This window comes from Variovorax sp. HW608, assembly GCF_900090195.1.
Classification (GTDB): domain Bacteria; phylum Pseudomonadota; class Gammaproteobacteria; order Burkholderiales; family Burkholderiaceae_C; genus Variovorax.
Genome location: NZ_LT607803.1, coordinates 3,622,229 through 3,648,223, shown reverse-complemented (window position 1 = coordinate 3,648,223; position 25,995 = coordinate 3,622,229). Strand labels below are relative to the sequence as shown.

General features: G+C 62.2%; 23 protein-coding genes. 18 read left to right on the top strand and 5 right to left on the bottom strand.

Going from position 1 to position 25,995, the window contains the following annotated elements; genetic code table 11:
* The first annotated feature begins 10 nt into the window (after positions 1–10).
* Positions 11–781: a glycosyltransferase family 2 protein gene (locus VAR608DRAFT_RS17130; protein WP_088955143.1), complete on the top strand. Its 771-nt coding sequence runs from the start codon at positions 11–13 to the stop codon at positions 779–781.
* Here VAR608DRAFT_RS17130 and VAR608DRAFT_RS17125 read toward each other — a convergent pair.
* The 3 genes from VAR608DRAFT_RS17125 to VAR608DRAFT_RS17115 are packed head-to-tail and all read right to left on the bottom strand — an operon-like array spanning position 763 to position 4,800.
* Positions 763–1,815, bottom strand: a complete 1,053-nt coding sequence (locus VAR608DRAFT_RS17125; protein ID WP_088955142.1) for a glycosyltransferase family 2 protein — start codon at positions 1,813–1,815, stop codon at positions 763–765. The two genes, VAR608DRAFT_RS17130 and VAR608DRAFT_RS17125, sit on opposite strands and share 19 nt — an antisense overlap.
* Before the next feature lie 25 nt (positions 1,816–1,840).
* The gene (locus VAR608DRAFT_RS17120; RefSeq protein ID WP_088958828.1) at positions 1,841–2,833 is read right to left on the bottom strand and encodes a glycosyltransferase family 2 protein; all 993 of its coding nucleotides are present in this window, start codon (positions 2,831–2,833) and stop codon (positions 1,841–1,843) included.
* Positions 2,830–4,800, bottom strand: coding sequence for a glycosyltransferase family 2 protein (locus tag VAR608DRAFT_RS17115; RefSeq protein WP_088955141.1), 1,971 nt, complete (start codon positions 4,798–4,800; stop codon positions 2,830–2,832). Before VAR608DRAFT_RS17115 ends, VAR608DRAFT_RS17120 begins: the two co-directional genes overlap by 4 nt.
* Before the next feature lie 104 nt (positions 4,801–4,904).
* Between VAR608DRAFT_RS17115 and VAR608DRAFT_RS17110 the strand changes: the two genes are divergently transcribed.
* From VAR608DRAFT_RS17110 to VAR608DRAFT_RS17040, 15 genes are all read left to right on the top strand, one after another.
* Positions 4,905–6,323 (top strand): mannose-1-phosphate guanylyltransferase/mannose-6-phosphate isomerase, encoded by a 1,419-nt coding sequence (locus VAR608DRAFT_RS17110; RefSeq protein ID WP_088955140.1) that lies wholly within the window; start codon positions 4,905–4,907, stop codon positions 6,321–6,323.
* Positions 6,320–7,123 (top strand): ABC transporter permease, encoded by an 804-nt coding sequence (locus tag VAR608DRAFT_RS17105; protein ID WP_088955139.1) that lies wholly within the window; start codon positions 6,320–6,322, stop codon positions 7,121–7,123. The genes VAR608DRAFT_RS17110 and VAR608DRAFT_RS17105 overlap by 4 nt, the downstream gene beginning before the upstream one ends.
* A gap of 6 nt (positions 7,124–7,129) precedes the next feature.
* Positions 7,130–7,831 (top strand): ABC transporter ATP-binding protein, encoded by a 702-nt coding sequence (locus VAR608DRAFT_RS17100; protein WP_088955138.1) that lies wholly within the window; start codon positions 7,130–7,132, stop codon positions 7,829–7,831.
* A 2-nt stretch (positions 7,832–7,833) separates the two neighbouring features.
* The gene (locus VAR608DRAFT_RS17095) at positions 7,834–9,768 is read left to right on the top strand and encodes a glycosyltransferase family 2 protein (RefSeq protein WP_088955137.1); all 1,935 of its coding nucleotides are present in this window, start codon (positions 7,834–7,836) and stop codon (positions 9,766–9,768) included.
* 3 nt (positions 9,769–9,771) lie between these two features.
* Positions 9,772–11,493, top strand: coding sequence for a glycosyltransferase family 4 protein (locus tag VAR608DRAFT_RS17090; protein ID WP_157731035.1), 1,722 nt, complete (start codon positions 9,772–9,774; stop codon positions 11,491–11,493).
* Between the two features lie 60 nt (positions 11,494–11,553).
* On the top strand, positions 11,554–12,591 hold the full coding sequence (gene gmd / locus VAR608DRAFT_RS17085) for a GDP-mannose 4,6-dehydratase (RefSeq protein ID WP_088955135.1): 1,038 nt from the start codon (positions 11,554–11,556) through the stop codon (positions 12,589–12,591).
* Positions 12,588–13,460, top strand: coding sequence for a GDP-mannose 4,6-dehydratase (locus VAR608DRAFT_RS17080; RefSeq protein ID WP_088955134.1), 873 nt, complete (start codon positions 12,588–12,590; stop codon positions 13,458–13,460). The genes gmd and VAR608DRAFT_RS17080 overlap by 4 nt, the downstream gene beginning before the upstream one ends.
* Positions 13,461–13,537: 77 nt before the next feature.
* Positions 13,538–14,311 (top strand): glucose-1-phosphate cytidylyltransferase, encoded by a 774-nt coding sequence (rfbF, locus tag VAR608DRAFT_RS17075; protein WP_088955133.1) that lies wholly within the window; start codon positions 13,538–13,540, stop codon positions 14,309–14,311.
* Positions 14,308–15,387, top strand: coding sequence for a CDP-glucose 4,6-dehydratase (gene rfbG, locus VAR608DRAFT_RS17070; protein ID WP_088955132.1), 1,080 nt, complete (start codon positions 14,308–14,310; stop codon positions 15,385–15,387). The genes rfbF and rfbG overlap by 4 nt, the downstream gene beginning before the upstream one ends.
* Complete coding sequence (gene rfbH, locus VAR608DRAFT_RS17065) at positions 15,380–16,711, top strand: lipopolysaccharide biosynthesis protein RfbH (protein WP_088955131.1); 1,332 nt, start codon at positions 15,380–15,382, stop codon at positions 16,709–16,711. The genes rfbG and rfbH overlap by 8 nt, the downstream gene beginning before the upstream one ends.
* The gene (locus tag VAR608DRAFT_RS17060) at positions 16,692–17,741 is read left to right on the top strand and encodes an NAD-dependent epimerase/dehydratase family protein (protein ID WP_157731033.1); all 1,050 of its coding nucleotides are present in this window, start codon (positions 16,692–16,694) and stop codon (positions 17,739–17,741) included. The genes rfbH and VAR608DRAFT_RS17060 overlap by 20 nt, the downstream gene beginning before the upstream one ends.
* A gap of 7 nt (positions 17,742–17,748) precedes the next feature.
* Positions 17,749–18,561, top strand: a complete 813-nt coding sequence (locus VAR608DRAFT_RS17055) for a transketolase (protein WP_088955129.1) — start codon at positions 17,749–17,751, stop codon at positions 18,559–18,561.
* Positions 18,558–19,475 carry a transketolase family protein gene (locus tag VAR608DRAFT_RS17050; RefSeq protein ID WP_088955128.1) on the top strand — a complete coding sequence of 306 codons (918 nt, stop codon included), beginning with the start codon at positions 18,558–18,560 and terminating at the stop codon, positions 19,473–19,475. Before VAR608DRAFT_RS17055 ends, VAR608DRAFT_RS17050 begins: the two co-directional genes overlap by 4 nt.
* A gap of 1 nt (position 19,476) precedes the next feature.
* Positions 19,477–19,842 carry a GtrA family protein gene (locus tag VAR608DRAFT_RS17045; RefSeq protein WP_231973538.1) on the top strand — a complete coding sequence of 122 codons (366 nt, stop codon included), beginning with the start codon at positions 19,477–19,479 and terminating at the stop codon, positions 19,840–19,842.
* Complete coding sequence (locus tag VAR608DRAFT_RS17040) at positions 19,839–20,786, top strand: glycosyltransferase family 2 protein (protein WP_088955126.1); 948 nt, start codon at positions 19,839–19,841, stop codon at positions 20,784–20,786. The genes VAR608DRAFT_RS17045 and VAR608DRAFT_RS17040 overlap by 4 nt, the downstream gene beginning before the upstream one ends.
* Before the next feature lie 10 nt (positions 20,787–20,796).
* On the opposite strand, the gene VAR608DRAFT_RS17035 is transcribed toward VAR608DRAFT_RS17040, so the two are convergent.
* Both VAR608DRAFT_RS17035 and VAR608DRAFT_RS17025 read right to left on the bottom strand, forming a co-directional pair.
* Positions 20,797–20,988, bottom strand: a complete 192-nt coding sequence (locus VAR608DRAFT_RS17035) for a hypothetical protein (RefSeq protein ID WP_157731031.1) — start codon at positions 20,986–20,988, stop codon at positions 20,797–20,799.
* Between the two features lie 449 nt (positions 20,989–21,437).
* Positions 21,438–23,195, bottom strand: a complete 1,758-nt coding sequence (locus VAR608DRAFT_RS17025) for a hypothetical protein (RefSeq protein ID WP_157730628.1) — start codon at positions 23,193–23,195, stop codon at positions 21,438–21,440.
* A 424-nt stretch (positions 23,196–23,619) separates the two neighbouring features.
* On the opposite strand from VAR608DRAFT_RS17025, the gene VAR608DRAFT_RS17020 reads away from it, so the two are divergent.
* Entirely contained in the window at positions 23,620–25,119 is a 1,500-nt protein-coding gene (locus VAR608DRAFT_RS17020; protein WP_088955123.1) for a DUF7024 domain-containing protein, read from the top strand.
* Between the two features lie 136 nt (positions 25,120–25,255).
* Positions 25,256–25,995 (top strand): IS1634 family transposase (locus VAR608DRAFT_RS17015; RefSeq protein ID WP_443082940.1); only part of this gene is annotated, 740 nt, incomplete at its 3' end.

Here is a 25,995-nt window from a genome sequence, read left to right as displayed (position 1 = left end):
AAATTAGACCATGCCGACGCCCACCCTCTCCCTGGACAAACCCATCACCGTATCGATCGTGAGCCACGGTCAGCTGGCGCTGGTCAAGCCGCTGCTGGAGCAGCTGGACCGGTTCAGCCACGGGGTGGTCGGGAAGGTGGTGCTGACCATCAACGTGCCGGAACCCGACGTGCTCGCCGGCGCCAGCTGGCGCTTTGCGCTGGAGCGCATCGACAACGCGGCGCCGATGGGGTTCGGGGCGAATCACAACCAGGCCTTCGGGCATTGCGGCACGCCGTGGTTCCTGGTGCTCAATCCGGACATCCGCTTCGACGCGGACGTGCTCGGGCCGCTGATCGGTGAGGCCGGGCCCCGAAGCGGCCTGCTGACGCCGCGCATCCTGGAGCCCGGCAAGGACGCGCCCGAGCAGCATCGGGCGATCATCACGCCGCGCGAGATCCTTACGCGCAAGCGCCCCGACTACGTCCGGCCGGTCGTGCCGCACTGGATTCCCGGGCTCTTCATGCTGTTTCGCAGCGAGACGTACCGCGAGATCGGCGGCTTCGACGAGCGCTTCTTCATGTACGGCGAGGACTTCGACATCTGCGCCCGCACCCAGCTCGCGGGCTGGAGGCTCCAGGTGGCCGAGGACCTGCTCGCGCGCCACGACGCCCAGCGCGCCAGCCGCACCGATGCGAAGCATCTGTACTGGCACGTGACCAGCCTGCTCAAGGTGTGGAGCTCGCGCGCGTTCTGGCGCTTTCGCGCGGCGATGCGAAAGAATCAAGCCTCGGTGCGGTAGATCCGGCGGAAGCCGCGGAACACCGGCAGCTTGGTCGCGGCGCCGACGGCGCGCACCATCCCGGGCGAGCTGTGGGCCAGCAGGAAGCGGGTGATCCGCAGCTTGGTCTTGGCGCGCACGCCCACGTAGGGGTTGGTGAGCACCATGTGGACGTAGTCGTCGAGATGCTCGAACATCTCGCCGCGGTATTCGTTGTCGAGCTTGATGGCCTGGATCGCGTGGTCGACGAAGAGCTTGCCGAAGCGCGGCATCAGGTAGTCGCGCAGGTAGAAGCGTCCGCGCTTGGGCTCGTCGGGAAAGGTCTCCGCCAGCTTCTTGAAGAAGCGGTAACGGCTGCGGATCATGCGAATGCCGAACGAGGTGCTCTCGGTGTGGATGCACCAGACCGTCACCGCGCGATCGAGATAGTGGTTGCTGTAGCCCTTGCGGAAGATGCGAAGGAACAGGTCGTCGTCCTCGAAGCCCATGAACTGCGCATCGAATCCGCCCACGGCTTCGAAGGCCGCGCGGCTCACCAGCGTGGCCGACGGCAGCACGAACATGTCGTAGCGCAGCAGGTCGAAGATGCTCGTCTTGGGGTTGTGCTTGGCGTGCTGCTTGACCAGTTCGGTGCGCACCACGTTGCCATCGACATCGGCTTCGTACAGGTCCGCATAGACGTACCCGAAGCGCGCGTCGTCCGCCGGAATCGCATTGACCAGGAGCTCGATGTGATTCGGAAGGTAGAAGTCGTCCTGGTCCAGGAAGCAGATGAAATCCGAGCTCGACGCCGCAACGCCGGCATTGCGCGCCGAACCCTGGCCGCCGTTCTCCTTGTCGATGATCCTGAACGGAAAGCGTGCATTCAGCGCGCCCAGCGCTTCGCGCTCCTCGGGCCGCGAACCGTCGTTGACGACGATCACCTCGTCGGCGGGAACCGTCTGGTTGAACACGCTCTTGACCGAGCGCTCGATGAAGTCGGCACCGTTGTAGAACGGGATGACGACCACGACCGTGGGTCTGGCGTCGCGGCGGATGGCGTTGGTATCGGACATTCCGGGTGCGAGTATCGGGTTTCTTCTAGACGGATTCGAAAAGGTCGCGCACGACGCCGCGCGTGCCGCGGCCGAACTTGTTGTAACGGCCGGTCATCGCCTCGCGCAGCACGGGCACGCAGCGGGCGAGCCGCGAGGGCGGAAGCGCCGCCCGGAACCTCTGGTGCTCGAGCTTGTCGCGCAGCTTCTGGATGGTATCCGGCGAGACAAGCCCCCCCAGGGACAACAGCCGATCGAGCAGTTGCTCGGCCTTGAGCGCACGCTTGACGTGCGTGTCGCCGCGCGAAGCCAGCGCCTTGCGCACCTTGCCCATGAAGGAATCGCGGCGCGCGCCGATCTGGTTGCCGCCGTGCTGGCGGTACTCGATGAGCTCCTGCTCCAGCACGTCGACGCGGCCGATCGAGGAAGCGACGATCGCCAGCCACTCGTCGTGAATCCACTCTTTCGGGAACGGCACGGCGTGTTCGAGCAGCGAGCGGCGGAAGACCGTCGTCGCGCCGGTGACCAGGTTGCGGCGCAAGAAGACGTCGAAGGCCTGCCCCCCATGAATCCAGTCCAATTCGAACTGCTTGACTTCCAGCGCGTGGAAAAGCGATTGGCCCAGATCGCGCCGCTCGCCATCGACCAGCCGCGCATCGGAGTGCAGCAGCAGCAGATCGGCGCGCTTCTCGAACTCGGCCGCCATGCGCGCCAGGCGCTCCGGATGCCAGACGTCGTCCTGGTCGCTCAATGCGATCAGGTCGCCCGTGCAGGCAGCGACCGCCTGCTCGAAGTTCTTGGTGACCCGCAGGGCGGTCGCGTTGCGAATGACGCGCAGCGCAATCGAATGGCCAGGGCGTTCGGCGAGGCAGGCCTCCAGCGTCGCGCGCGCCACTTCGATGCAATCGTCGGTCGATGCATCGTCCGACAGCACGATTTCCGACGGCGGCCGGGTCTGGGCGCAGATGCTGCGGACCTGTTCGGCGATGAAACGCGCGCCGTTGTAGGTGCACAGGGCGACCGAGATCGAGAGCGTCATGGTTTCGCCGCTCCGGTCAGCCATGGCACGCGCGGCGGCCATGCGAGGCCGAAATCTTCCGCGTAGACGGTGAGGTTCGGGTTGTAGGCCGGGTCCCTGGCGATCAGGGCCCCCCAATGCGATCTCATGTAGGCCTGCTCCTGGTCAAAACGCTGGCGATGCTCCGGGGAGAAATCGGATCCCCGGGTCGCGGATTCATGATGGAAGAGTTTGGCATGCGGCGTCCAGAGGTTGCGATAACCGGCTTCGCCCAGGCGAAGGCAGAAATCGACGTCGTTGTAGGCCACCTTGAGCTCGACTTCGTTCAGGCCGCCGACTTTTTCATAGAGTGCCTTGCGCACCACGAGGCAAGCCGCCGTGACCGCCGAGAAGGACTGCAGCGCCAGGGAACGGCCCATGTAGCCGCCGTCCCAGGCCGAGAGGAACTTGTTCGCGTGGGCCGCGATGCTCGTCGCGCCGCCTACGCCGAGCAGGACCCCGCCGTGCTGGATCGTCTCATCCGGATAGAGGAGCTTGGCGCCCACCGCACCGACGCCTGGCTGGAGTGCCAGCGACACCATCTCGTCCAGCCAGCCGGGGGAGATGACTTCGATGTCGTTGTTGATCAACCCGATCACCTCGCCACGGGCGTGCCGCACGGCCATGTTGTTCAGCGCCGAGTAGTTGAACGGACTGTCGTCGCGGATCACGGTGATGCCAGGCTGGCGGCGCAGCTCCTCGAAGTACGCCAGGGCGTTCGGATCGTCCGAGCCGTTGTCGACCAGCAAGATCTCGTAGTTGGGATAGGTGGTCTCCGCGACGATGCTTTCGATGCACTGCCTGACGAGGGCCAGCCCGTTGCGCGTCGGGATGATCAGCGAAACCAGGGGCGGCTCGGCGGGCAGCCCGTAGCGGATACAGCGCCCACCGTCGGCATCGACCACCTCTGCAGCGGTTCCGGCGCGAGAGAAATGATCGATCAGCGCGCGTTTCTCCGCCTCGCCCGTGCTTGCGTCCGGCGCGACGATGGATAGCTCTCGAAGACGGTGGCAAAGCACGCGAGGGATGTGGCGGACCCGTTCCCCGCCCCAGGCTTCGGTCATCCGGAGCACCAGGTCATAGACGGGAGCCGGATCGAAATCTTCGCGAAAGCCGCCAGCCTCGAGCGCCGCGAGCCTCGAGATCGCGACATGGCTCGAGATGAAATCCCTCGAGTAGAAAAGCTCAGGATTCCAGTCGGGCTTGAAGCGCGGATTGCTGCGGCGGCCCTGGGAGTCGACGTCATCCTCGTCCGCGTAGATGATCCGCCCTTCGGGATGCGCTTCGATCTCGCTGGCCAGGTGGCACAGCGCATGGGCCGCAAGGACATCGCCTGGCTTCAGCAGGAGGAGCCAGTCCCCCTTGGCCGCGTCGACCGCTGCGTTCAGCGAGCGCGAGATGGGCTGATTGCGGTCGACCGGGACCCGCACGCGGCGCGTGCTTTCGACGCCCGCACTCGCGCAATCCGCGTCGATTGCAGAAAGGGAATCCGCGTTCGCCGCGACCACGACGTCGAAGCGCGCATAGGCCTGGGCACCGATGGAGGCACAGGTTGCCGCGATCATGGGTGCAGTCGCCGCCCCCGGGACAAGGATGACCGAAATCGACGGCGGCCGCGGGCGAGCGTTCATCTCCGAACAAAGACGGTCCGCGACGCCGGGGGCAGGGGTGTCGTAGAGCCGTACCCACTCCTCATAGGTCTCTGCGCGCCGCAGGGTTACGGCGTCCGCGAGGCCGTCGACCGGCCGCAGCCGGCGGCTCAGCCAGCGCAGGGGCGCCGAGACGCGCCAACTGGTCGACTTGCGAAGCGCCTCGATCTGCCCTTCCAAATTCGCCACCCGATTCTGGAGCGCCCGGATTTCGCTGTTCAATCGCGCCTGCTCGGGCCCCGCGCTTGACGTGCGTCGGCTGCTGGACAACTGCGCCGTCGGCAGCGTGGGTTTGGACATTTGGTCGGAATTCGAGTCGCTGATAGGTGAGGAGGCCACCCGCCACGGGTCCCATCAGGGGCGGCCGGTAAAATTATCGCCCGTCCAGTTACCAGCAAAAAATAATGCGCTTGCTATCCGTTGTCCTCTCGGGAGGCGCCGGCTCCCGACTTTGGCCCGCATCGCGTCAAGCCTTCCCCAAGCCTTTCATGAAGATCGGGGGCTCGACCCTGCTTCAGCAGGCGATCGAGCGGGGCCAAGCCTGTGGCACAGGCGACCTGATGATCGTCACCAACAAGGACCATCAGTTCCTGACGAAGGATGTGCTGAAGCAGATGGCCGATCCCCCCGATACCACGCTGCTGCTCGAACCGAAGGGCCGCAATACGGGTCCCGCGATCGCGCTCGCGGCGCTCCAGTGCGCCAAGCAGTTCGGCGGCGACACCGTGATGCTGGTGCTCTCGGCCGACCACCTCGTCCCGGACGTCGAGGCCTTCGTGGCCAGCGCTAGCCAGGCCTTCAGGCTGGCTCTACAGGGCAACGTCGTCGTGTTCGGCATCAGCCCGACGAGCCCCGACACCGGCTTCGGCTACATCGAGGTGGAACACGCATCCCGCGAGAGCCAGCGTGCGAAACGATTCGTCGAGAAGCCGGATCTCCAGACGGCGCAGGAGTACCTGGCAACCGGGCGCTATTACTGGAACAGCGGCATGTTCTGCTTCACGGCAGACACCATCATCAGCGCCCTGGAACGCCATGCCCCCGAGGTCATCTCCAGCGCCCGTCGCGCGCTCGACTCGTCCAAGGCGGCCGACCACGCGATCCAGTTCGACCTGCATGCATTCGGGCTGCAGCCGGACATCAGCATCGACTACGCCGTGATGGAGCAGGCGGACAACGTCCACGTGGTGCCCGCGAAATTCAGCTGGAGCGATGTCGGTTCCTGGCCTTCGGTCGCCAAGGCCCACACGCCCGATGCGAGCGGGAACACCATGCCCGCGGATTCCGTCGCCATCGACACCACCGGCACGCACGTGCAGATCGACAGCCACGGCCCGAAGACTGTCGCCGCGCTGGGCGTGCACGATCTCGTGATCGTGGACACGCCCGATGCCCTGCTGGTCGCCCACAAGAGCCACGCCCAGGATGTGAAGCGCGTCGTCGACACGCTCAAGGAAAGAAATCACGAGACGGTCCACCTGCCTGCCGTGGTGCACCGCCCATGGGGCACCTACGCCTCGCTGAAGGAAGAGGACGGCTACAAGGTCAAGCGCATCACGGTCAAGCCGGGCGAGGCCCTGTCGCTTCAATACCATCACCAGCGCGCGGAGCACTGGGTGGTCGTCCGCGGCACGGCCATGGTCCAGGTCGGCGATACCGAGTACAAGACGCTCCCCGGCGAATACCGCTACATCCCGCTCAAGGAAAAACACAGATTGACGAATATTGGTGAGGACGAGCTGGTGCTCGTCGAAGTGCAATGCGGCGCCTACCTCGGCGAAGACGACATCGTTCGACTGGCCGACACGTACGGGCGCGTATGAGCCAGGCGCATTCCAATCTTCATCGAAGCGCCTGGGGCGACTGGTGGGAAGGCACCCGCCGAACGGACATCTGGTGGACGCTCGCCTGGTTCGACATCGTGCTGCGGTACCGGCGCTCGATGCTGGGGCCGCTGTGGCTCACGCTGAGCATGGGCGCGATGATCGGCGGCATGGGGCCGCTCTACAGCTCGCTGTTCGGCACCGAGTTGTCGAAGTTCTTCCCTCACCTTGCGCTCGGCATCATCTTCTGGGGCTTCTTCTCCAGCATGGTGACCGACTCGTGCAACGCGTTCATCGGCTCGGCCAACTACCTCAAGCAGGGCTACTTTCCGATCAGCCTGTTCGTGTGGCGCAGCATGGCGCGCAACCTGATCCAGTTCGCCCACCATATCGTGCTGTACATCCCGGTGGCGATCTGGGCCGGCGTCACGCTGACGTGGTCGGCGTTGCTCTTCATCCCGGCCTTCCTGCTGGTCCTTGTGAACGCGCAGGCAGTGGGCATCGCGCTCGGACTGGTCTGCACGCGCTTCCGCGACGTGACCCAGATCGTGACCAGCGTGATGCAGATGCTGATGTTCCTGACGCCGGTGTTCTGGCTGCCGTCGAGCCTGCCCGGCCGCGCCCAGTACATCCTGTGGAATCCTTTCGCGCAGATGCTGGATCTGCTGCGTACGCCGCTCATGGGCGGCGCGGCGGAAAGCCACAACTGGTGGGGCATTCTGGCCTGGACCGCGGCGACGCTGATCGCGTCGAGCTACCTTTTCGCGAAGTACCGCCGTCGCGTCGTCTATTGGCTGTAAAAAAAGATGGCTCTCATTTCCCTCAAAGACGTCGCCGTCAATTTCCCGATCTACGGCGCCGGCGCCGCCTCATTCAAGAAGACGCTCGCAGCATCCGTCACCGGCGGCCGCTTCGGCAAGGAGACCGGCGTCAACGTGGTGCAGGCTCTCAGCGGCATCAACCTCGAGTTGCGCGCCGGCGACCGCCTGGGCCTCATCGGCCACAACGGCGCCGGCAAGTCGACCTTGCTGCGCACCCTGGCCGGCGTGTACGAGCCGTCCTCCGGCGAATTCGTGCGCCAGGGAACGGTGTCGAGCCTGATCGATCCTGCACTGGGCATCGAGATGGACGCCACCGGCATCGAGAACATCATGCTGCGCGGCCTGGTAATGGGCATGAGCAAGAAGCAGATCGACTCCCTCACGCCCGAGATCTGCGAGTTCAGCGGACTGGGCGAATACGTCAACATGCCGGTGCGCACCTATTCGACCGGCATGCTGATGCGCCTGGCCTTCTCGATCTCGACCAGCGTCGAGGCCGACATCCTGCTGATGGATGAATGGTTGTCGGTCGGCGATGCCGAGTTCACCGAAAAGGCCGAGAAGCGAATGAAGGACGTGGTGGCGAAGTCGGGCATCCTGGTGCTGGCATCGCATTCACCGGAACTGATCGCCAAGGAGTGCAACCGGGTGATCCACCTCGAGCACGGCCGGATCGTGGGAACCTAGCCTTGAGCAATCCGATCGTCGCTCCCCTCCTTGCCGCGGCCCGCCGGCTCCTGCCGCCCGAGAGCCCGGTCCGGCAGAAGCTCAATGCGCTGCTGGTCAAGCGCTTTCCGCAACTGCACGGCCGACTGAAGCGCAAGCTGCGCGGCAGCAGTAACGTGCTGCTGCTGGACTCGCACCCCATGACGCTGGGCCGCATGCATTCGCCCTCGACGCTGCATCCCGTGCTGTCCGACCCGGACCTGCTGTCGCTGGCACGCCCCAAGGCGGCATACCTCGACCCGGAAAGCTTTCATTGGGCGCCCACGGGCGAGATCCTGGAACCGGTCGTCGAGATGAACCAGATGCGCCAGAGCCCGGCATCGGTCTGCTTCATCGTGCCAGTGCGTGGCAACGACATGGCGGCACTGGAGCGCACGCTGCAGTCCGCACTTCGGCAAACGGACCCGTGCTGGGAATTGCTCCTCGGATGCGATGAAGAGCACGCCCCGCTCGTGCCGGACTGGCTCGAGACCGACTGGCGCGTGCGCCGCGTCGAGATGGACGGCATTCCGACGGAAAGTCATTGGCTGAAAGCCGCTGCGAAGGAGGCCACCACCGTCTTCGTTGGCCTGCTGTCACAGGGAGACGTCGTGGACGACGACCTCGTCAAGATGCTCGGCGACAAGCTGCGCAACACGCCGGATCTCGACATCGTCTACACCGACGAGGCGAGCCGGCTTCAGGACGACAAGGTCGGCCGGCAGTTCTACAAACCGGACTGGTCGCCGGAGCACCAACAGTCGGTGAACATGCTGGGACGGTTCACCGCGATCCGCAAGAAGCTGCTGCTTTCGCTTCCCGAACCCCAGGGGCGCGAGGATGCGGCCGCCGAATACGAACTGGCGCTTGCTGCGTCCGCGAGCGCGGCCTCGATCGGGCACATCGACGACCTGCTCTATTTCAGGACCGCGGCGAAGTCCGAGTCGGCGCTTGGCGGCTTCTTCCCTCCAAAGGCTCTGCAAGAGGCCCGGAGCGCCCTCGAGCGCCAGATTCACCGGCAATGCCCGGCCGCAAGGATCGAAGCGATGGCCGACAAGGGAAGCCTTCGCATCCTGTGGCCCGAGCCCACCACGCCAGTGACCCTCGTCATCCTGACCGGCATGTACGAAAGGGACGTCCCGGGACGCGGAAAGATCGTTCTTGCCACGCACTTCGTCCAATCGATCATTTCGAGTTCGACCTGCGCCAACTACAAGATCCTGCTGGTCGACGACGGCTTCGTGCCCGAGGAGATGAAAGCGCTGTTGGCGGCCCATGGCCATTCCTCGGTGTCGTATCCGAAGCAGAAGACCTTCTCCTTCGCCCACAAGGCGAACTTCGCCACGGCGCAAGTGCGCGAAGGGATCGTGATCCTTCTCAACGACGACCTGGAAGTCATCGCACCCGACTGGATCCAGGCGCTGGCGTCCCAGGCGGCCCGGCCCGAAATCGGCGCCGTGGGCGGCAAGCTCCTGTTCCCCGACGGCAGCCTGCAGCACGCCGGCATCGCGCTCGGCTTTCACGGATCGGCCGGACACGTGTTCCATCGAGCCCCTGACGACGGCGGCGACTACGCAGGGTTCGCCTCCATCGACCGCAACTACAGTGCGGTCACCGGTGCCGTGATGGCCTATCGGAAGGAAGTGTTCGATGAAGTCGGCGGCTTCGACCTGCAGTTCTCCACCGACTACAACGACCTCGATTTCTGCCTCAAGTGCATCGAGGCCGGCTATCGCGTGGTCTACACGCCGGCGGCAAAGCTCTATCACTTCCACAACTCGAGCCTGAATCGGGCCCACGACAATGCGAAGGAAAAGAAGGCCTTCCTGCAAAAGTGGGAGCACCTCATCGCCAGGGACCCGTATTTCAGCAAGCACTTTCAAAAGGACTCCCACGACCGTCCTTTGCTGGGAGCCTGAATCTTGAGCGCCATCGCCCCCCAACCCACCCAGATGGACGCGGACCCCTTGTCCGAATCGACCTATCGAGACCTGCGCCAACGTCTCGCCGCCAACGCAAGGGAAGTTGCGCAGCGGCTCGATCTCGACTGGAACGCGGTGATGCAGCCCGGCGCCGATCGCCACACACCTGCGAAGCAGGCGCTGGTTCTGCTCGAACTCGGCCTCTTCGATCAGGAGTACTACCTGTCGAGCTACCCTGACATCGTGGCCGCAGGCTTTGAACCGATCGCCCACTACATCAATCTCGGCGACGCGGAAGGCAGGAAGCCCAATCCGGTCTTCGACCCGGACTTCTACCGCAGCCAGTTCGATCGCGGCGAGCCGGGAAGCGTCACTGCCCTGTATCACTACGCGGTGATCGGCGAAGCCTTGGGGCTGAAGGCCTCCAGCTCGTTCTCCCCGCGCCGGTATCTGCAGTCCAACTCGGAATTGCAGCCGTGGCTGGACAGGCCACTCACGCACTATGTGAATCTCGGCCGCAAGATCGGCCTCATGGTGAATCATCGGGCACGGCTGTCCGACGCCCAGAAAGTCCGCTTCGAGCGCGAGGACCTGCCGCCGCCGCAGAAGCGCGTCGATCCGGCCAGGGGCCTGAATGTCATCGGACCGCTCGACCGGGTCTCGGGGCTCGGGGTCAGCGCGCGAGGCTACCTGGATGGTCTGCGAAGAGCCGGCCTCACCCGCCTGGGCTGCCGTGCCCAACAGCGCGAATTTGCGATCCAGTCGAGCATCGAGGGTACGCCTGAATTTCCGGCCTACCTCGACGACGGGGACGTGAACCTCGTCCACATGAACGGCGACACGCTCCCGGTCATGGTGGCCCACGGCGGCGACGAACTGTTTCGCGACAAGTACAACATCGCGGTCTGGTACTGGGAACTGCCGACCCTGCGCCCGGAGTGGCAGGTGTCGATGAAGTACTTCCACGAGTTCTGGGCGCCGACACCCTTCATCTACCGCATGCTCCGGCAGTCGACCGCGAAGCCCGTGCACTTGCTGCCGCCCTATCTGGCGTACCTGACGGGATTGGAGCGGCACCATGCGTCCGAATCAGGCGAGACGACCTTCGTCTATTGCTTCGACGCCAACAGCATCCTGGAGAGAAAGAACCCGAGCGCGCTCCTCGATGCCTTCCTGCAGGCCTTTCCGAAGGGGTCCTCGGCCAAGGTGCGACTGACCTTCAAGATCACCTATCCGAACCGCAAGGTCCCCGAGGTCGACTACCTCTATCAGACCGCCGAGAAGGACAGTCGGATCAAGATCATCGACCATCTCCTCACCGACGCCGAGCTGCATTCGCTGATCAGCGGCGCCTCGGCCTACGTCTCCCCGCATCGGTCGGAGGGGCTGGGCCTCACGGTGATCGAGGCGATGGGTGCCGGGGTCCCGGTGATCTCCACGGCCTTCGGCGGGGTCGATGCTTTCGTCAATGCGGAATCCGCATACCCCGTGGACTACCGCTTGATCGAGCTTGAGGACGACTACATCCCGTACCCTCGCGGATTCGTCTGGGCCGACCCCGATGTGGCTTCCATCGCGGCGCAACTGCTTGAGGTCTATCGGAATCCGGCCGAGGCGGACCGCAGGGCGGCGGTGGCGCAGAAGATGGTGCTCGACTACTTCTGCTCCGACGAATTGATCGGGCGCTACGCGGCCGAATTGCAGCGGATCTCCCGCGGCTGACAGTGAACGCTTGCGGCAGATCGTCCTCTGCCACAATCCATGAATGAACGAGGATCCTAAATGAAGAAATGTGCAGTGGTGACAGGCATCACCGGTCAGGACGGGGCCTATCTTGCCGAACTCCTCCTGAGTAAGGGGTACACGGTGTACGGCACCTATCGCCGCACCAGTTCCGTTAATTTCTGGCGCATCGAGGAACTGGGAATCCAGGACAACCCCAACCTCAAGTTGGTCGAATATGACCTCACGGACTTGGGCAGTTCTCTCGCCTTGATTCGGGACACTCAGCCGGACGAGGTGTACAACCTTGCCGCCCAAAGCTTTGTCGGTGTGAGCTTCAATCAACCTGCGGCGACGGCGCAAATTACCGCCATTGGCGCGCTCCACCTCCTGGAAGCTATCCGGTTGACCGATACGAAGATTCGCTACTACCAAGCGTCGACTTCGGAAATGTTTGGCAAGGTACAGGCGGTGCCGCAAGTAGAAGACACGCCCTTCTATCCGCGCAGCCCCTATGGTGTAGCGAAGCTCTATGCTCACTGGATCACGGTGAACTACCGCGAAAGCTATGGCATCTTCGGGAGCAGCGGCATCCTCTTCAATCATGAGAGCCCTCTGCGGGGCAGGGAGTTCGTCACGCGTAAGATTACGGACTCTGTAGCCAAGATCAAGTTGAACCAACTTGACGTACTGGAACTGGGCAATCTCGACGCGAAGCGCGACTGGGGCTTTGCCAAGGAGTACGTGGAGGGGATGTGGCGGATGCTGCAGGCCGCGGAGCCAGACACCTTTGTGCTCGCCACCAATCGGACCGAGACGGTACGCGATTTCGTGCGCATGGCATTCAAAGGTGCCGGCATTGCCGTTGAGTTCCAAGGCTCCGGCGAGCAAGAATCGGCGGTCGATGCTGCCACCGGCAAGACCGTGATGCGTATTAACCCAAAGTTCTATCGGCCAGCAGAAGTGGATCTACTCATCGGGGATCCGGCGCGTGCTAAGGCCAAATTGGGCTGGGAGCCGAAGACCTCACTTGAGCAGTTGTGCCAGATGATGGTCGAGGCCGACCTGCGACGTAACGCTCAGGGCTTCTCGTTTTGAAACTTCTACTGACAGGTGCCGACGGGTTCACTGGGCGGCCCTTCGCCGAACAAGCTGCAAGGGCGGGGCACGAGATCGTCGCGCTCAGATCGGACCTCACCGATCGCGAGGCTTTACATAGCGAAGTTCTCGAAGTGAACCCTGAGGCGGTCGTGCACCTCGCCGGCATCAGCTTCGTCGGCCATGCACACGAGGAGGCCTTCTATGCCGTCAACGTCGTGGGCACGACCAATTTGCTCGACGCATTGCTACGGTTGCCCCATCGCCCTGAGCGGGTCCTCCTCGCCAGCAGCGCGAATATTTATGGCAACAGTGCGTGCTCGCCACTGGTTGAGACGCAAGTACCCGCGCCGGTCAATCACTACGCGATGAGCAAACTAGCCATGGAATACATGGCACGTACATATGCCGACCGGTTGAATGTGGTGATCACCCGGCCATTCAACTACACCGGGCCGGGCCAGGACCCGAACTTCGTTATCCCCAAGCTTGCGCAGCATTTTGCGGCGCGGGCGCCATCCATTGCTCTCGGCAACATCGATGTCGAGCGTGAATTCAACGACGTCCGCATGGTCTGCGATGCCTATCTGCACCTGTTGCGTTGGGGCGAGACCGGTGAGGTCTACAACGTCTGCTCCAACAGGCCGTTCACATTGCAGCATGTGATTGACATGTTCGCGCGTTTGACGGGGCACCAGATCCGTATCGAGGTAGACGCGAGGTTCGTGCGGCCTAACGAGGTACACCGGCTGTGTGGGAGTGCCGACAAGCTCGAGCGACTACTGGCACAGCACGGCGCCACGTTGCGATCTCCGCCGCTCGACGACACTCTTGAACAGATGCTCGTCTACGCGAGATCGATCGCCTGAGGACGATCGTTTCGACCAAACCGTCTCTTTGTCTTCGCAAGACCGCAGGGACGTCAAAGATTCAGAGGAGCAGTTACTTGAAAGCCGTCATTCTTGCCGGGGGACTCGGAACCAGGATCTCAGAGGAAACCCACCTCAAGCCCAAGCCGATGATCGAGATCGGAGGCAAGCCGGTGCTGTGGCACATCATGAAGATCTATTCCGCTCATGGAATCCACGATTTCATCATCTGCTGCGGCTACAAGGGCTACGTGATCAAGGAATACTTCGCAAACTATTTTCTGCACATGTCCGATGTCACCTTCGACATGCAGGAGAACAGGATGCAGGTGCACCAACGCTATGCAGAGCCTTGGAAGGTCACGCTGGTCGATACGGGCGAGGACACGATGACCGGCGGCCGTCTTAGGCGAGTCGCCGAACACCTTCAGGGCGAGCAGGATTTTTGCTTCACCTACGGCGATGGAGTGAGCGACATCGACATCACACGGCTGATCGAGTTCCATCGTGCCAACAAACTCAAGGCAACATTGACCGCGACCTTGCCGCCCGGACGATTCGGCGCGCTGGAATTGCGCGACGAGAAGGTCGTGGCCTTCCAAGAAAAGCCCAAGGGCGATGGCGGGCATATCAACGGTGGTTTCTTCGTGCTGTCGCCCTCAGTGATCGACTACGTCACTGACGACCGTACCATTTGGGAACGTGAACCGCTGGAGCGACTGGCCGCGGAAAACCAACTCGGAGCCTACAAGCACGACGGCTTCTGGCAACCCATGGACACTCTCCGCGACAAGACCTACCTTGAAGACCTGTGGCAGAGCGGCAAGGCCCCATGGAAGGCTTGGACATGAGCGGCTCGTTCTGGTCCGGCAAGCGCGTCTTTCTGACTGGCCACACAGGTTTCAAAGGCTGCTGGCTGGCGCTGTGGCTGGCGAAGCAGGGCGCACACGTGACGGGCTACGCGCTCGCCGCTGACACGAGGCCTAGTCTCCATGCACTGACGGGCGAAGCCGGCGCTGCCGAATCCATTATCGCGGACATCCGCGATCTGGAAAGGCTGCGCAAGGCCATGCACGGCTCTCACCCCGACGTTGTCTTCCATCTGGCCGCTCAACCGCTCGTGCGTCGATCGTATGCCGATCCCGTCGAAACATATTCGACCAATGTCATGGGAACCGTCCATCTGCTGGAGGCCGTGCGTTCCTGCGATTCGGTCCGAGCCGTGCTGGTGGTGACGAGCGACAAGTGCTACGAGAACCGCGAATGGCAATGGGGTTACCGCGAGAACGAACCCATGGGGGGCTACGACCCCTATAGCAACAGCAAGGGTTGCGCAGAGCTAGTCTGCGCCTCCTATCGTTCGTCCTTCTTCAACCCGGACCGCCATAACGAGCATGGCGTCGCACTGGCTACCGCGCGGGCGGGCAACGTCATTGGCGGCGGCGATTGGTCCGAAGATCGATTGCTTCCCGATCTTCTGCGTGCCTTCGGCCAAAATCGCGCTGCCGATATCCGTAACCCGTCGGCGATCCGCCCGTGGCAACACGTGCTCGAACCCCTCCGAGGCTACATGATGCTTGCGGAGAACCTTTACCAGCATGGGCCGGCCTGGGCTCAGGCCTGGAATTTCGGTCCAAACGACTCGGACGCGAAGCCTGTGAGCTGGATTGCGGACCGGCTGGCCGACCTATGGGGTGGCACCGCAACTTGGCGCACCGACGCAGGCCCCGATCAACCTCATGAGGCTCGCTGGCTGAAGCTCGATTGCTCCAAAGCCCGCCAGACACTGGGCTGGGTTCCGCGTTGGGACCTTGAGCGGGGCTTGTCTGCCATTGTCGAATGGCAGCGCGCCTGGGCAGTTGGCCATGCCATGACCGACTTCACTCTGCAGCAGATAGCGACCTATGAAAGCAGCGCCAATGACTGAAATCTCATTCCAGAAGAACGAACTACGCAAGAAGATCCTGGCACTGGTAGCCGAGTACGGCGAACTGGATAGTAAGCCTCAGCCCTTTGTGCCCGGTGAAACGCTGGTGCCGCCATCGGGAAAGGTGATTGGCGCTCCCGAGATGCAGCTGATGGTCGATGCCTCGCTAGACGCCTGGCTCACCACCGGCCGCTTCAACGCCCTCTTCGAAAGCCGTCTCGCCGCCTTTCTTGGCGTCAAGCACCTAATCACGGTGAACTCCGGCTCCTCGGCTAATCTGGTGGCCTTCTCCACCTTGACTTCGCCTAAACTCGGCGACCGCGCAATCCGCCCCGGCGACGAGGTGATTGGAGTCGCAGCAGGCTTTCCAACCACGGTCAATCCGATCCTGCAGTGCGGCGCGGTGCCAGTGTTTGTCGACGTCCAAATCCCAACCTACAACATTGACCCCGATCTGCTGGAGGCAGCCATCGGGCCGCGCACCAAGGCCATCATGCTGGCACACACCTTGGGCAATCCATACAACCTGAAGGTCGTCAAGGCTGTCTGCGAGAAACACGGCCTGTGGCTGGTCGAAGACTGCTGCGACGCGCTGGGTTCGCGTTACGAGGGCCAGTTGGTTGGCACCTTCGGCGATATTGGCACCTTGAGCTTCTATCCGGCCCATCACATCACCATGGGAGAGGGCGGGGCCGTATTCACCAACAACGACGAACTGCGGCTAATTGCCGAGTCCGTCCGCGACTGGGGCCGCGACTGTTACTGCGCTCCAGGCAAAGACAACACCTGCGGTAAACGCTTCTGCTGGAAGTTGGGCGACCTCCCCGAGGGCTACGATCACAAGTACACCTATTCCCACCTTGGCTACAACTTGAAGATCACCGACATGCAGGCCGCATGCGCCCTAGCCCAGCTTGATCGACTGGAGGGGTTCATAGCAGCACGCAAGAAGAACTTCGATTACCTGAAGGAGCGTCTGCGGGGCGCCGAGGAGTTCCTTGAGCTACCCGAAGCCACTCCTGGCTCGGAGCCGTCCTGGTTCGGCTTCCCTATCACCCTGCGCGAGGCAGCCAATACGCGACGGGTCGACTTGCTGACCTACCTTGACCAACAGAAGGTTGGGACGCGGCTACTCTTCGCCGGCAATCTCCTGCGCCAACCGTACATGATCGGACGCAACTACCGTGTGGTCGGCGAACTCAAGAACACCGATCGCATCATGAACGATACCTTCTGGGTCGGTGTCTATCCTGGTCTGACGGAGCCGATGCTCGATCACACCATCGAGAGCATTGAGACCTACCTTGGCCTTCGATTCGACTGAATCCGTTGGACCGGTGCCGCGGTCCGATCTCGACGAATTGTTGAGAGGAACCTCGCCGCAGGTATGGGAAGCCCTGCGCCACCAATCGATGCTCATCACCGGTGGAACGGGCTTCGTTGGCAAGTGGCTACTCGAAGCTCTTCTGCATGCCGACCGGGAATTCGAACTCGGGCTAACGTTGAGCGTACTCACGCGCGACCCCAACCGGTTCGGACGCTCGAGCGCGCACCTCGCACACGCGGCACCAGTCGACGTGATCCGCGGCGACGTCTGCGATTTTGAGGTTGCAAATCGAACCTTCTCCTCGATCATTCATGCGGCGCTGCCGGTGAGCGCGCCCAATGCGTCAGGAGACGACCTGGCGCAACTTGCCGAAGCCGGTACACGGCGGGTCTGCGAAGTCGCAGCGTCAAGCGGTGCGGGCCGTCTCCTTCACATCAGTTCGGGCGCGGTCTATGGCCCCCCCCGGAATGAATTGCCGCTGATGGAAGAGTCGCACTGGAACGAATCGCAGGTGAACGAATACACTCGGGCGAAGCGTCTCGCAGAGACTGTTGTACGAGAACAATGGCCGTTCGAGGTCGTGATTGCGCGGTGCTTCGCCTTCATTGGTCCGGCCATGTTGCCGTCAAGCGGTTCGGCGGCGGCCCAATTCATAGAAAGCGCTGCGCTTGGCCAGGGCATCGTCGTACACGGCACCGGCGAAACGCTTCGCAGCTACCAATATGCGAGCGACATGGCTCGCTGGCTTCTGACCTGCCTAATACTAGGCAGACCGAGCCGCGCGTACAACGTCGGGCACGCCAGCGGCGTCACTATCGCTCAGCTCGCATGCCAAGTGACGCGACTGGCAGCCCTTGAGACCGACGTGCGCATCGAGGGCCATGCGACATCGGGCCTGGCCAGCGCCCGCTACCTTCCGGACGTGCACCGCGCGGAACGCGAACTGGGCTTGCACAATTCGGTGGATCTTCAAGATGCAATCCTACGCACCCTGGCATGGCGAAAAGCGAATTGCATGTACCCGTAGAGCTCACATGAAACCTCGATTCAACCCCTCCAGCCTACGAAAGACAGTGATCGAGATGGCTTACGCCGGAAACGCCGTACATCTCGGCTGCGCGTTCTCCATCGTCGAGCTGTTGTCTTGCCTCTATCGTCGGCACATGCGCTATGACGAGGGCAATCCAGACCACTCTCAGCGCGACTATCTCGTGCTGAGCAAAGGGCACGGCGTGATGGCGCAATACGCTTGCCTGTACGAGCTTGGATGGCTGACCCGAGCAGACATTGACAACTACTTCCATGACGGGTCGCGACTCAAGGGCCTTTCCGACGCACACGTTCCTGGTTGCGAGGTCACTTCCGGCACTCTTGGGCACGGGCTGTCGGTTGGCGTCGGGCTGGCCTTGGCCGCGCAACGCAAGAAGTCTGGTCAGAAATGCTACGTGATCATTGGCGATGGAGAAATCAACGAAGGCCCGATCTGGGAAGCCATGCTGTTTGCTGCCCATGCGCAGCTCGACAACTTGATGGTCATCGTGGACGCCAATGGATTTCAAGCGATGGGCACGACCGACGAGGTGATGAAGCTCGGCGATCTGAGCGCGAAATTTGCCGCATTTGATTTCGACGTACTGTCGGTGAACGGACACGATATGGATGCAATATCCAACGCCATCGACGCGCTCGAGTCGCGCAAGAACGGCTACCCAAAGGCACTGATCGCGGCGACGGTGAAGGGCAAAGGTGTCTCGTACATGGAGAATGTCAACGCTTGGCACTATTCGCGACTCAATCCTGAGCTCTATGCGCAGGCAATGACCGAACTTGAAGGAGCAAGCGAATGAGGGCTGCTTTCTCCAATGCACTGGTGGAAGCTGCAACGAAGGACGAGCGCGTCATACTGCTCACCGGCGATCACGGCTATGCGCTTTTCGACGAGTTTCGCAAACGCTGTCCTAGTCAGTACGTCAACGCGGGCATCGCGGAACAGAACATGGTCGGCGTGGCTGCGGGATTGGCGAAAGCCGGATTCCGGCCTATTGTGTACGGACTGAGCGCGTTTGTCCCGATTCGGGTGCTGGAACAAATCAAGATCGATGTCTGCTACGAGCAGCTACCGGTCATATTCACTGGCGACGGCGCTGGCTTGGTCTACAGCACACTGGGCACGAGCCATCAGAGTTTCGAGGACATCGCGTGCTTGCGTTCTGTTCCGAACATCGAGATCATGTCGCCGTGCGATGCGCACGAGCTGACTGCCTGTATGCGTATGGCCCTCGAACAGGCGGGACCCGTTTATTTGCGCATGGGCAAGGCCGATGTCGGCGCGGTGCATGCAACCCAGCCGACGTTATCGCGCGGTGGACTGGTTCAGGTCCGCGAAGGTCGTCATCCGGTGACGCTCATTGCAACCGGCTCGATGGTCAAGACGGCGTGCACACTGGGTAGCGAAATCGACGCGCCGGTCTGGAGCGCGCCTTGGATCAAGCCGCTTGACGCCAGTCAGCTCGCGTTGCTTGCGTCATCGTCCCGAGCTTTCGTCACGCTCGAAGAGCACTCGGTGGCCGGCGGCCTCGGCGGTGCGGTACTCGAGGCTATCGCGGAGACCCACCCGATGCCAGTGCTGCGCATCGGCATTGGCGAGCGGTTCTCCGAAACCTGCGGCAGCTACGCGCATGCGACGCGCGAGCACGGCATCGACATTGGCTCGGTGCGCGATCGCATATCGCCCTTCGCGGCACGCTGGAAAGCACCTTGAGGTGCTGAACTCGCAACTGGTCCGCTTCCTCTTGGTTGGCGGGCTCAATACCATCGTCGGCTACGCGATCTTCGCCCTCTTCATCTGGGCAGGGCTTCGGTATCCGATCGCGATCGGCCTCGCGACGGTGCTGGGTGTCGCGTTCAATTTCCAGAGCACTGGAAGGCTTGTCTTCGGCGGCGCCCGCTGGTCACAACTCCTGCGCTTCGTCGCCGCCTATGCAGTTGTGTACCTTGTCAACATCGGCGCGGTCGCGCTAATGCTGCGTGCGGGACTGAACGTCTACATGGCCAACGCGATAGTTATCCTGCCGCTGGCGCTCATGGCTTTCCTGCTGCAGCGCAGATTCGTCTTTGGAGCCACATGAAACACATCACGGTCGTCACGCCCTGCTACAACGAAGAAGACAACGTGGAAGAGGTCTATCGCCAGACCCGTGCTGTCTTTGCCGACATCTCCGGCGTGACCTACTCCCACCTCTTCATTGATAACTGCTCGACCGACCGCACGCCCGATTTGCTGCGTGCCATGGCGGGTCAAGACCTGCACGTGCAGGTCATTCTGAACGCGCGCAACTTCGGCCATATCCGATCTCCCTACCATGGACTTCTGCAAGCGGACGGGGACGCGGCCATCCTCCTGGTGTGCGACCTGCAGGATCCGCCAGAGTTGATGAAGCAGTTCGTTGCCGAGTGGGCGGCTGGCGCTAAGCTGGTCATCGGCGTCAAGCCGAGTGCAGACGAGTCGGGAATGATGTTCGCTATTCGTCGCCTCTACTACCGGACGGTGACGCGCATCGCTGATGTCAAGCTAATCCAGAATTTCACTGGCTTCGGTCTCTACGACCGGACGGTCCTCGAGCAGCTGCGAAAAATCGACGATCCATATCCGTATCTACGCGGTTTGATCTCGGAGGTCGGGTTCGAGCCGGTACAGATCTCCTACAACCAGCCGCGCCGCAAGCGCGGCATCACGAAGAACAACTTCTATACGCTCTACGACATCGCAATGCTCGGCATCACCTCGCATTCGAGGGTTCCGCTGCGGATCGCGACGATGGCAGGATTCGTGCTGTCGGGACTGAGCCTCATGGTGTCGCTGGTCTATCTGGTACTCAAGCTGGTCTTCTGGAAGGAGTTTTCGGCAGGCACGGCGCCGATTCTGATTGGGATGTTCTTTTTTGCATCTGTCCAGTTGTTCTTCATCGGGCTTTTGGGTGAGTACGTTGGGGCCATCTTGACGCAGGTCATGAAGAGGCCGCTCGTGGTGGAGCGGGAGAGGATCAATATCGGGAAGGCGGCAGATGACTAGTCCTGCATCGCTACGCGTCGGTCTGACGCAAGTCGAGATCGATCGTCGGGATGCGTTTGTTGCCCTCGCGCTCGCAGTACTGTCCGCCCTGCTCGGCTGGCAACTCATCGGCGGGAGTCACTTCGATTGGCACGTCCCTCTCTTGTATGGACGCGACTCGCTTCTCCATTTGGTCTTCATCAAGCGATTGATCGATGGGCACGGCTATTTCTTGAACGATGCCCAAGGATTTCCGGTCGGCTCCGAACTGTATGACTTTCCAGGATCGGACGGAGTGAGTTTGGCTGCCCTCTGGGCACTCGGACGAGCGACTGGAAGCGCACCGATGGCGCTAAACATCTACTATGTCCTGGGGTTTCCGCTGGCCGCGATGTCGGCCTATCTCGTTTTTCGCAAGTTATCCGTCACCAGAGCAACGTCGGCAGCCTTTTCGCTTCTGTTCGCGCTAGCGCCGTTTCACTTCCTCCGACTGGAGCATCTCTACTTCACGTGGTATTTCACGATCCCGATCTTTGTCTGGTATGGCTTGCGAGTCTGTAGCACCCTCGTCGCGTCAAGGAAGCTAGCTGGCAATCGCCGCACTTGGCTAGCCTGGATTTCCACGCGGGGTAGTTGGGCTAACAGAGGGGCCTGTTGCTGAGCTCCACAAGGCTACGCCGACATGCGCAAGGAATGGCCGTTCCACCAGGGGATGGAAACCGGAGTATTGAGCAATCCGGAAGCGAGGATGATGGGCAAGTGGGCGCGGCGGTGGAAGTGGACCTGGACCTCGGAGTCGGTGACTGAGACGTCGGCGGGCGTGTCGATAAGGTCACGGAAGATGTGGCGAGCCTGGGCATCGGCGTAGCCGCGCATGCGACGCGCCAGCAGCCGGTACAGGCCACTGGCGATGACCAGCAGGGTCATGTCGAAGTCCACTTTCATTCCGACTGCCGAGGACAACGCATCCATGTGAAAGAAGCGAACGGCGTCGGACAGGGCGTTCTCGATGAGCATGCGCTGGGCGTAGCGGGTGAGCAGCTTGGCGTGAGAGGTGTCACGGTCGTTGGTCAGGAGGATCGTGGGCTGTTCGTGGCCGAGATCGACGACGAAGAGCTGACGCAAGGTGGCGCCGGCCAGGCTGATCGACTGCTCGAACACGCGAGGGTTCTTGAACTTGCGGGCGGGCACATCGAGACTGACCCGGCGCCAGGCCGAGGCGGGAAGATCGTCCACCTCCTGCAGCAGCGCCGCAGAGCGGCGACGCAGCGTCATGAAGGTGATGCCCATCTGGTCCAGGCGCGCCAGGTGGGCGTAGGTGGTCAGGCGCGAATCGAACACCAGATGCCGCGGGAGCTCACCGTGCTGACGCTTCCAGAACTCGATGAAGCGGAAGATTTCTTCGGCCTCCTCGCCCTTGCGCAGATCGGCATTGGAGTAGCAGAAGGCGCGACCGCTGGCGTCCTGCGCGAGGAAGGCCAGCACGCTGGGTTGCGCGCGACTGCGTGCGGACACGAAGTGGCGCTGGACCTGGGGATCGTCGCCGTAGTACGGCACCGAGTGGAAGTCGAGGTTGAACGAGCGGGCATCGAACAGATGCTCCTCGGTGACGGCGCGGTGCCAGGCCCCCAGCAGCGAGACGGTGCGCTCACGTTCGACGCGAGAGGAATACTCGCACAAGTAGCTCTTCTTGGGCACGACGTTCAGGCCGCAGAACAGGGCCAGGCCCGGATCGGTGACGAAGGCCATGACATGGCTCTTGCGCTCGATCGACCACAGCTTGAGCGCGAGTGCGCAGCGCAGTGCGTGAGACGAGGGGATCATCCTGGAGCCGGGCAGCTTGGCGCGCGCGGCGATCTCCTCGAACTGCAGGCGCACCAGATCGGGCAGGAAGAGGAGCAAGCCCCCGCAGCGCGTGGTGAACTGCGTGCCCGGGCGTAGCGCGAACTCGCGCACATCGGCCACGGCTTCGGCGATGGGCCCCAGCCGATCGAGTCGCTCGTCGTCGCCGCGCCGCGGCAGCGGCGCGAACCCCTCCTCGCGCAGCACCTCGCGCACGGCGGTGGGACTCAGGGGCGTGCCGTGCGCCTTGAGGGCCTGGCTGATCTCGTAGACCGAATGGTTCTGCTTGCGCAGGGCGACCGCCAAGTCGTGAGCCTTGGACTTGTGCGGCTGGGTGCGCGGACCATGGCTGGGAGAGGCGAAGAACTGCGGATCGGGATCGCGGCGGAACTGATGGCACAGCACACGGAAGGACCCTGGCGTGTAGCCGAAGGCGCGGGCGACTTCGTGGGAGGGGTGACCTTCGACGAAGAAGGCGCGAAGGGCTTCGTACTGTCGCTGGCGGGGATGGGAGGGCTCGGCGAAGAATCGTCGGATATCTGTTATGTCTTTAGGTACGCCTATACCCATAAAAGCATTGTTGTACATACATACAGCCATGTCAACAAGAATCTCCCCCGAACCAGTGAAGATCGCTCAAAAAGTCAAGCTGCATGCGGCTGGGCAGGTGATCTGCCCGTGGCTGGCGCGAGCCATGCACAAGCGCAGACGGCCCCGCATGGGGGCCGTCTGGCCTATGGGTGGGCGCGCACAAATTGCTAACGCTGGAGGGCTCCTGGCCACTCGGGCGCGCGAGCAAGAACTGGTCTGCCCTATCGAGCAGCGTTAGCCAAAAAGTGGTGCGTGGAAATCCAGGCTAGTTGACTTCACAGTCCTCGCCGCGAGTGCATCGCTGGGTATCTACTATGCATTCTTCGGCGCCATTATCGTTGCGCTTTCCGGCCTCTACGGCTACTTGCGGGACCGCGTTCTATCGCCCTTGGTGCACGCAGCGGTCCTGATCGCATTTGTCATGGCCGGCGTGCTGATCAACATCGCCCCAAATCTGTTCTACATCATTGAGAACGGGCGCAACCCCGCCGTCGCTCAGCGAAGCGCGATGGAAACCGAGATCTATGGCCTGAAGATTGTGCAATTTCTGCTTCCCCGGAAGGACCACAGGCTGCCTCTACTCGCTGATGTAGCCAAAAACTATGCCGACACGTTTCCGCTCGTCAATGAGAATTTGAGCGCTTCATTCGGCTTCGTCGGAAGCTTCGGGTTCTTGCTCCTCGTCTATGTGGCATTGACTCCACGTCGGACCGAGGCGGGCTCAGCTCACGCTTCGAGGCAACTTGCTTTCATTGCTGTCGCGCTCGTGATGATCGCGACCGTTGGCGGCTTTTCATCGCTCTTTGCACAGTTCGTTTCGCCGTTGATCCGCGCCTGGAACCGCGTCAGCATATTCATCGCCTTCATGTCACTTACTGCAATGGCGCTGGCGTTCGACTCGATCTTCGCCCGCCGCTGGAGACCGGCCCCTACTTTCGTCGCAGCCACGTTGGTAGCGCTCTTTGGCGTGTGGGACCAGACGGCCTCCGTCGACCTAGCCCGCCTCAAGGCAAGGCGGGAAGAATTTCGCGCCGATCAAGACTTCATGTCCAATCTTGAGAAGCATCTGGCCGCCGGCAGTGCCATCTATCAACTGCCCTATATGACATTTCCAGAATCACCACCGGTCCAGTCGTTAGGTAGCTACGATATGGCGAAAGGCTACCTGCATGCTGACAACCTTCGATGGAGCTTCGGTGCGACCGCTGGTCGTCGCGGCGATGATGTTTTTGAGGGGCTATCCCATCTGCCGATAAGCACGCAGATCGAACTGCTCAATTACATGGGCTTTCAGGGAATCTATGTCGATCGAAGGGGGTATGCCGATCACGGAATCGATCTGGATGCAGAAATCCGGAAGGCGACAGGCGAGGTACCGATGCTGCAGCCGGGCGTAGGGCTCGCCTTCTACCCTCTTCCGCGACGAGACAAGCATGTGCATCTCTCACCAGAAGCCGAGAAAGCGAGGAAGACTCTTGGCATTGTCCGGGAGGGCGGGAAACTCACCTTCGACGGCACTTCACCATTCGACATTGATTTCACCCGTTCCGTGGCGACTCAGTTCCGGTCCTCCTCGGGACTCTACAAGGCCGAGTCTTGGGGATCCTGGACCATGGGCTCGACAGTGACGGTAAGACTGAAGGAGCAGTTACCGCGGGACTTTGTCTTACAGCTGACGGCAAGGGGCTTTGGTCCGAATCTGGGTGCTCCTGCGACTGTCACCGTGGACGACGTGACTCGCTCCTTCGTTCCGGGTCCGCAATTCCAGCGATTCGACCTGCCCTTTTCGACAAACGAGAGTACCGACACTATCGTCATCACAGTTCCGCACCCTGCCGTACCCAAGGACCTCGGAATCAATGCCGACACACGCCTGCTCGGCCTCGGGCTCCTCGATTTGAAAGTTGTCGCGCAGCACTAGGCCGAGCTTTGAAGACTGAAGCTCGGCAGAGCGAGCATTGGCGCGGGTTCGCGCCTTTTTTTGGGCCGATTGTGTTCCCATGTAAATGGTGTATGTTTTCCTTGTAAATACGGCTTCATTGAATACCATGTAACGCATGTACATCGAGACCGTCCCCAACCGCAACTCCCCGCCCGCCGTGCTGCTGCGCGAGGGCTATCGCGAAGGCGGCAAGATCGTCAAGCGCACCCTGGCCAACCTGTCGCACTGGGATGCGCAACTGGTCGAGCACTTTCGCCTCCTGCTCAAGGGCGGCGTGGCCGTCGAGTCGCTCGACGCGGTCATGACCATCGAGCGCAGCTTGCCCCACGGCCATGTGGCCGCCGTGCTCGGCGCGGCGCGCGCCTGTGGGGCCGAGAAGTGGTTTGCCAGCGCGCCCGAGCAGTTGCGATCGGTGCTGCTGGCCATGCTGTGCGCACGCGTGCTGGGACCCGCTTCCAAGCTCGCCACGCATCGCATGCTGCACGACGACACCGCCACCAGCTCGCTGGGCCGCGTGCTGGGCGTGCGTCAATGCCAGGCCGATGACCTGTACCGCGCCCTGGACTGGCTGCACGAGGCGCAGCCCACCCTGGAGCGGGCCTTGGCGCGCAAGCACCTGGTGGGCAGCACGCTGGTGCTGTACGACCTCACCTCGACCTGGCTGACGGGACACTGCTGCGAGCTGGCCGCCCGGGGCCATTCACGCGACGGCAAGCGTGACGATCCGCAGATCGTCTTCGGGCTGGTGTGCACGAGCGAAGGCTGCCCGATCGCGGTGGAGGTGTTCAAGGGCAACACGGCTGACCCGGCCACGGTGGCCTCACAGGTGGCCAAGCTCAAGGAGCGCTTCGGCAT

What these genes read in the sequence shown, in the direction of transcription:
- VAR608DRAFT_RS17120 (WP_088958828.1), bottom strand. Translation starts at nt 2,833, where the DNA reads ATGACGCTCTCGATCTCGGTCGCCCTGTGCACCTACAACGGCGCGCGT.
- VAR608DRAFT_RS17050 (WP_088955128.1), top strand. Translation starts at nt 18,558, where the DNA reads ATGAGGGCTGCTTTCTCCAATGCACTGGTGGAAGCTGCAACGAAGGAC.
- VAR608DRAFT_RS17055 (WP_088955129.1), top strand. Translation starts at nt 17,749, where the DNA reads ATGAAACCTCGATTCAACCCCTCCAGCCTACGAAAGACAGTGATCGAG.
- gmd (WP_088955135.1), top strand. Translation starts at nt 11,554, where the DNA reads ATGAAGAAATGTGCAGTGGTGACAGGCATCACCGGTCAGGACGGGGCC.
- VAR608DRAFT_RS17025 (WP_157730628.1), bottom strand. Translation starts at nt 23,195, where the DNA reads ATGTACAACAATGCTTTTATGGGTATAGGCGTACCTAAAGACATAACA.
- VAR608DRAFT_RS17040 (WP_088955126.1), top strand. Translation starts at nt 19,839, where the DNA reads ATGAAACACATCACGGTCGTCACGCCCTGCTACAACGAAGAAGACAAC.
- VAR608DRAFT_RS17020 (WP_088955123.1), top strand. Translation starts at nt 23,620, where the DNA reads ATGGCCGGCGTGCTGATCAACATCGCCCCAAATCTGTTCTACATCATT.
- VAR608DRAFT_RS17125 (WP_088955142.1), bottom strand. Translation starts at nt 1,815, where the DNA reads ATGTCCGATACCAACGCCATCCGCCGCGACGCCAGACCCACGGTCGTG.
- VAR608DRAFT_RS17115 (WP_088955141.1), bottom strand. Translation starts at nt 4,800, where the DNA reads ATGTCCAAACCCACGCTGCCGACGGCGCAGTTGTCCAGCAGCCGACGC.
- VAR608DRAFT_RS17100 (WP_088955138.1), top strand. Translation starts at nt 7,130, where the DNA reads ATGGCTCTCATTTCCCTCAAAGACGTCGCCGTCAATTTCCCGATCTAC.
- VAR608DRAFT_RS17110 (WP_088955140.1), top strand. Translation starts at nt 4,905, where the DNA reads ATGCGCTTGCTATCCGTTGTCCTCTCGGGAGGCGCCGGCTCCCGACTT.
- VAR608DRAFT_RS17105 (WP_088955139.1), top strand. Translation starts at nt 6,320, where the DNA reads ATGAGCCAGGCGCATTCCAATCTTCATCGAAGCGCCTGGGGCGACTGG.
- rfbH (WP_088955131.1), top strand. Translation starts at nt 15,380, where the DNA reads ATGACTGAAATCTCATTCCAGAAGAACGAACTACGCAAGAAGATCCTG.
- VAR608DRAFT_RS17130 (WP_088955143.1), top strand. Translation starts at nt 11, where the DNA reads ATGCCGACGCCCACCCTCTCCCTGGACAAACCCATCACCGTATCGATC.
- rfbG (WP_088955132.1), top strand. Translation starts at nt 14,308, where the DNA reads ATGAGCGGCTCGTTCTGGTCCGGCAAGCGCGTCTTTCTGACTGGCCAC.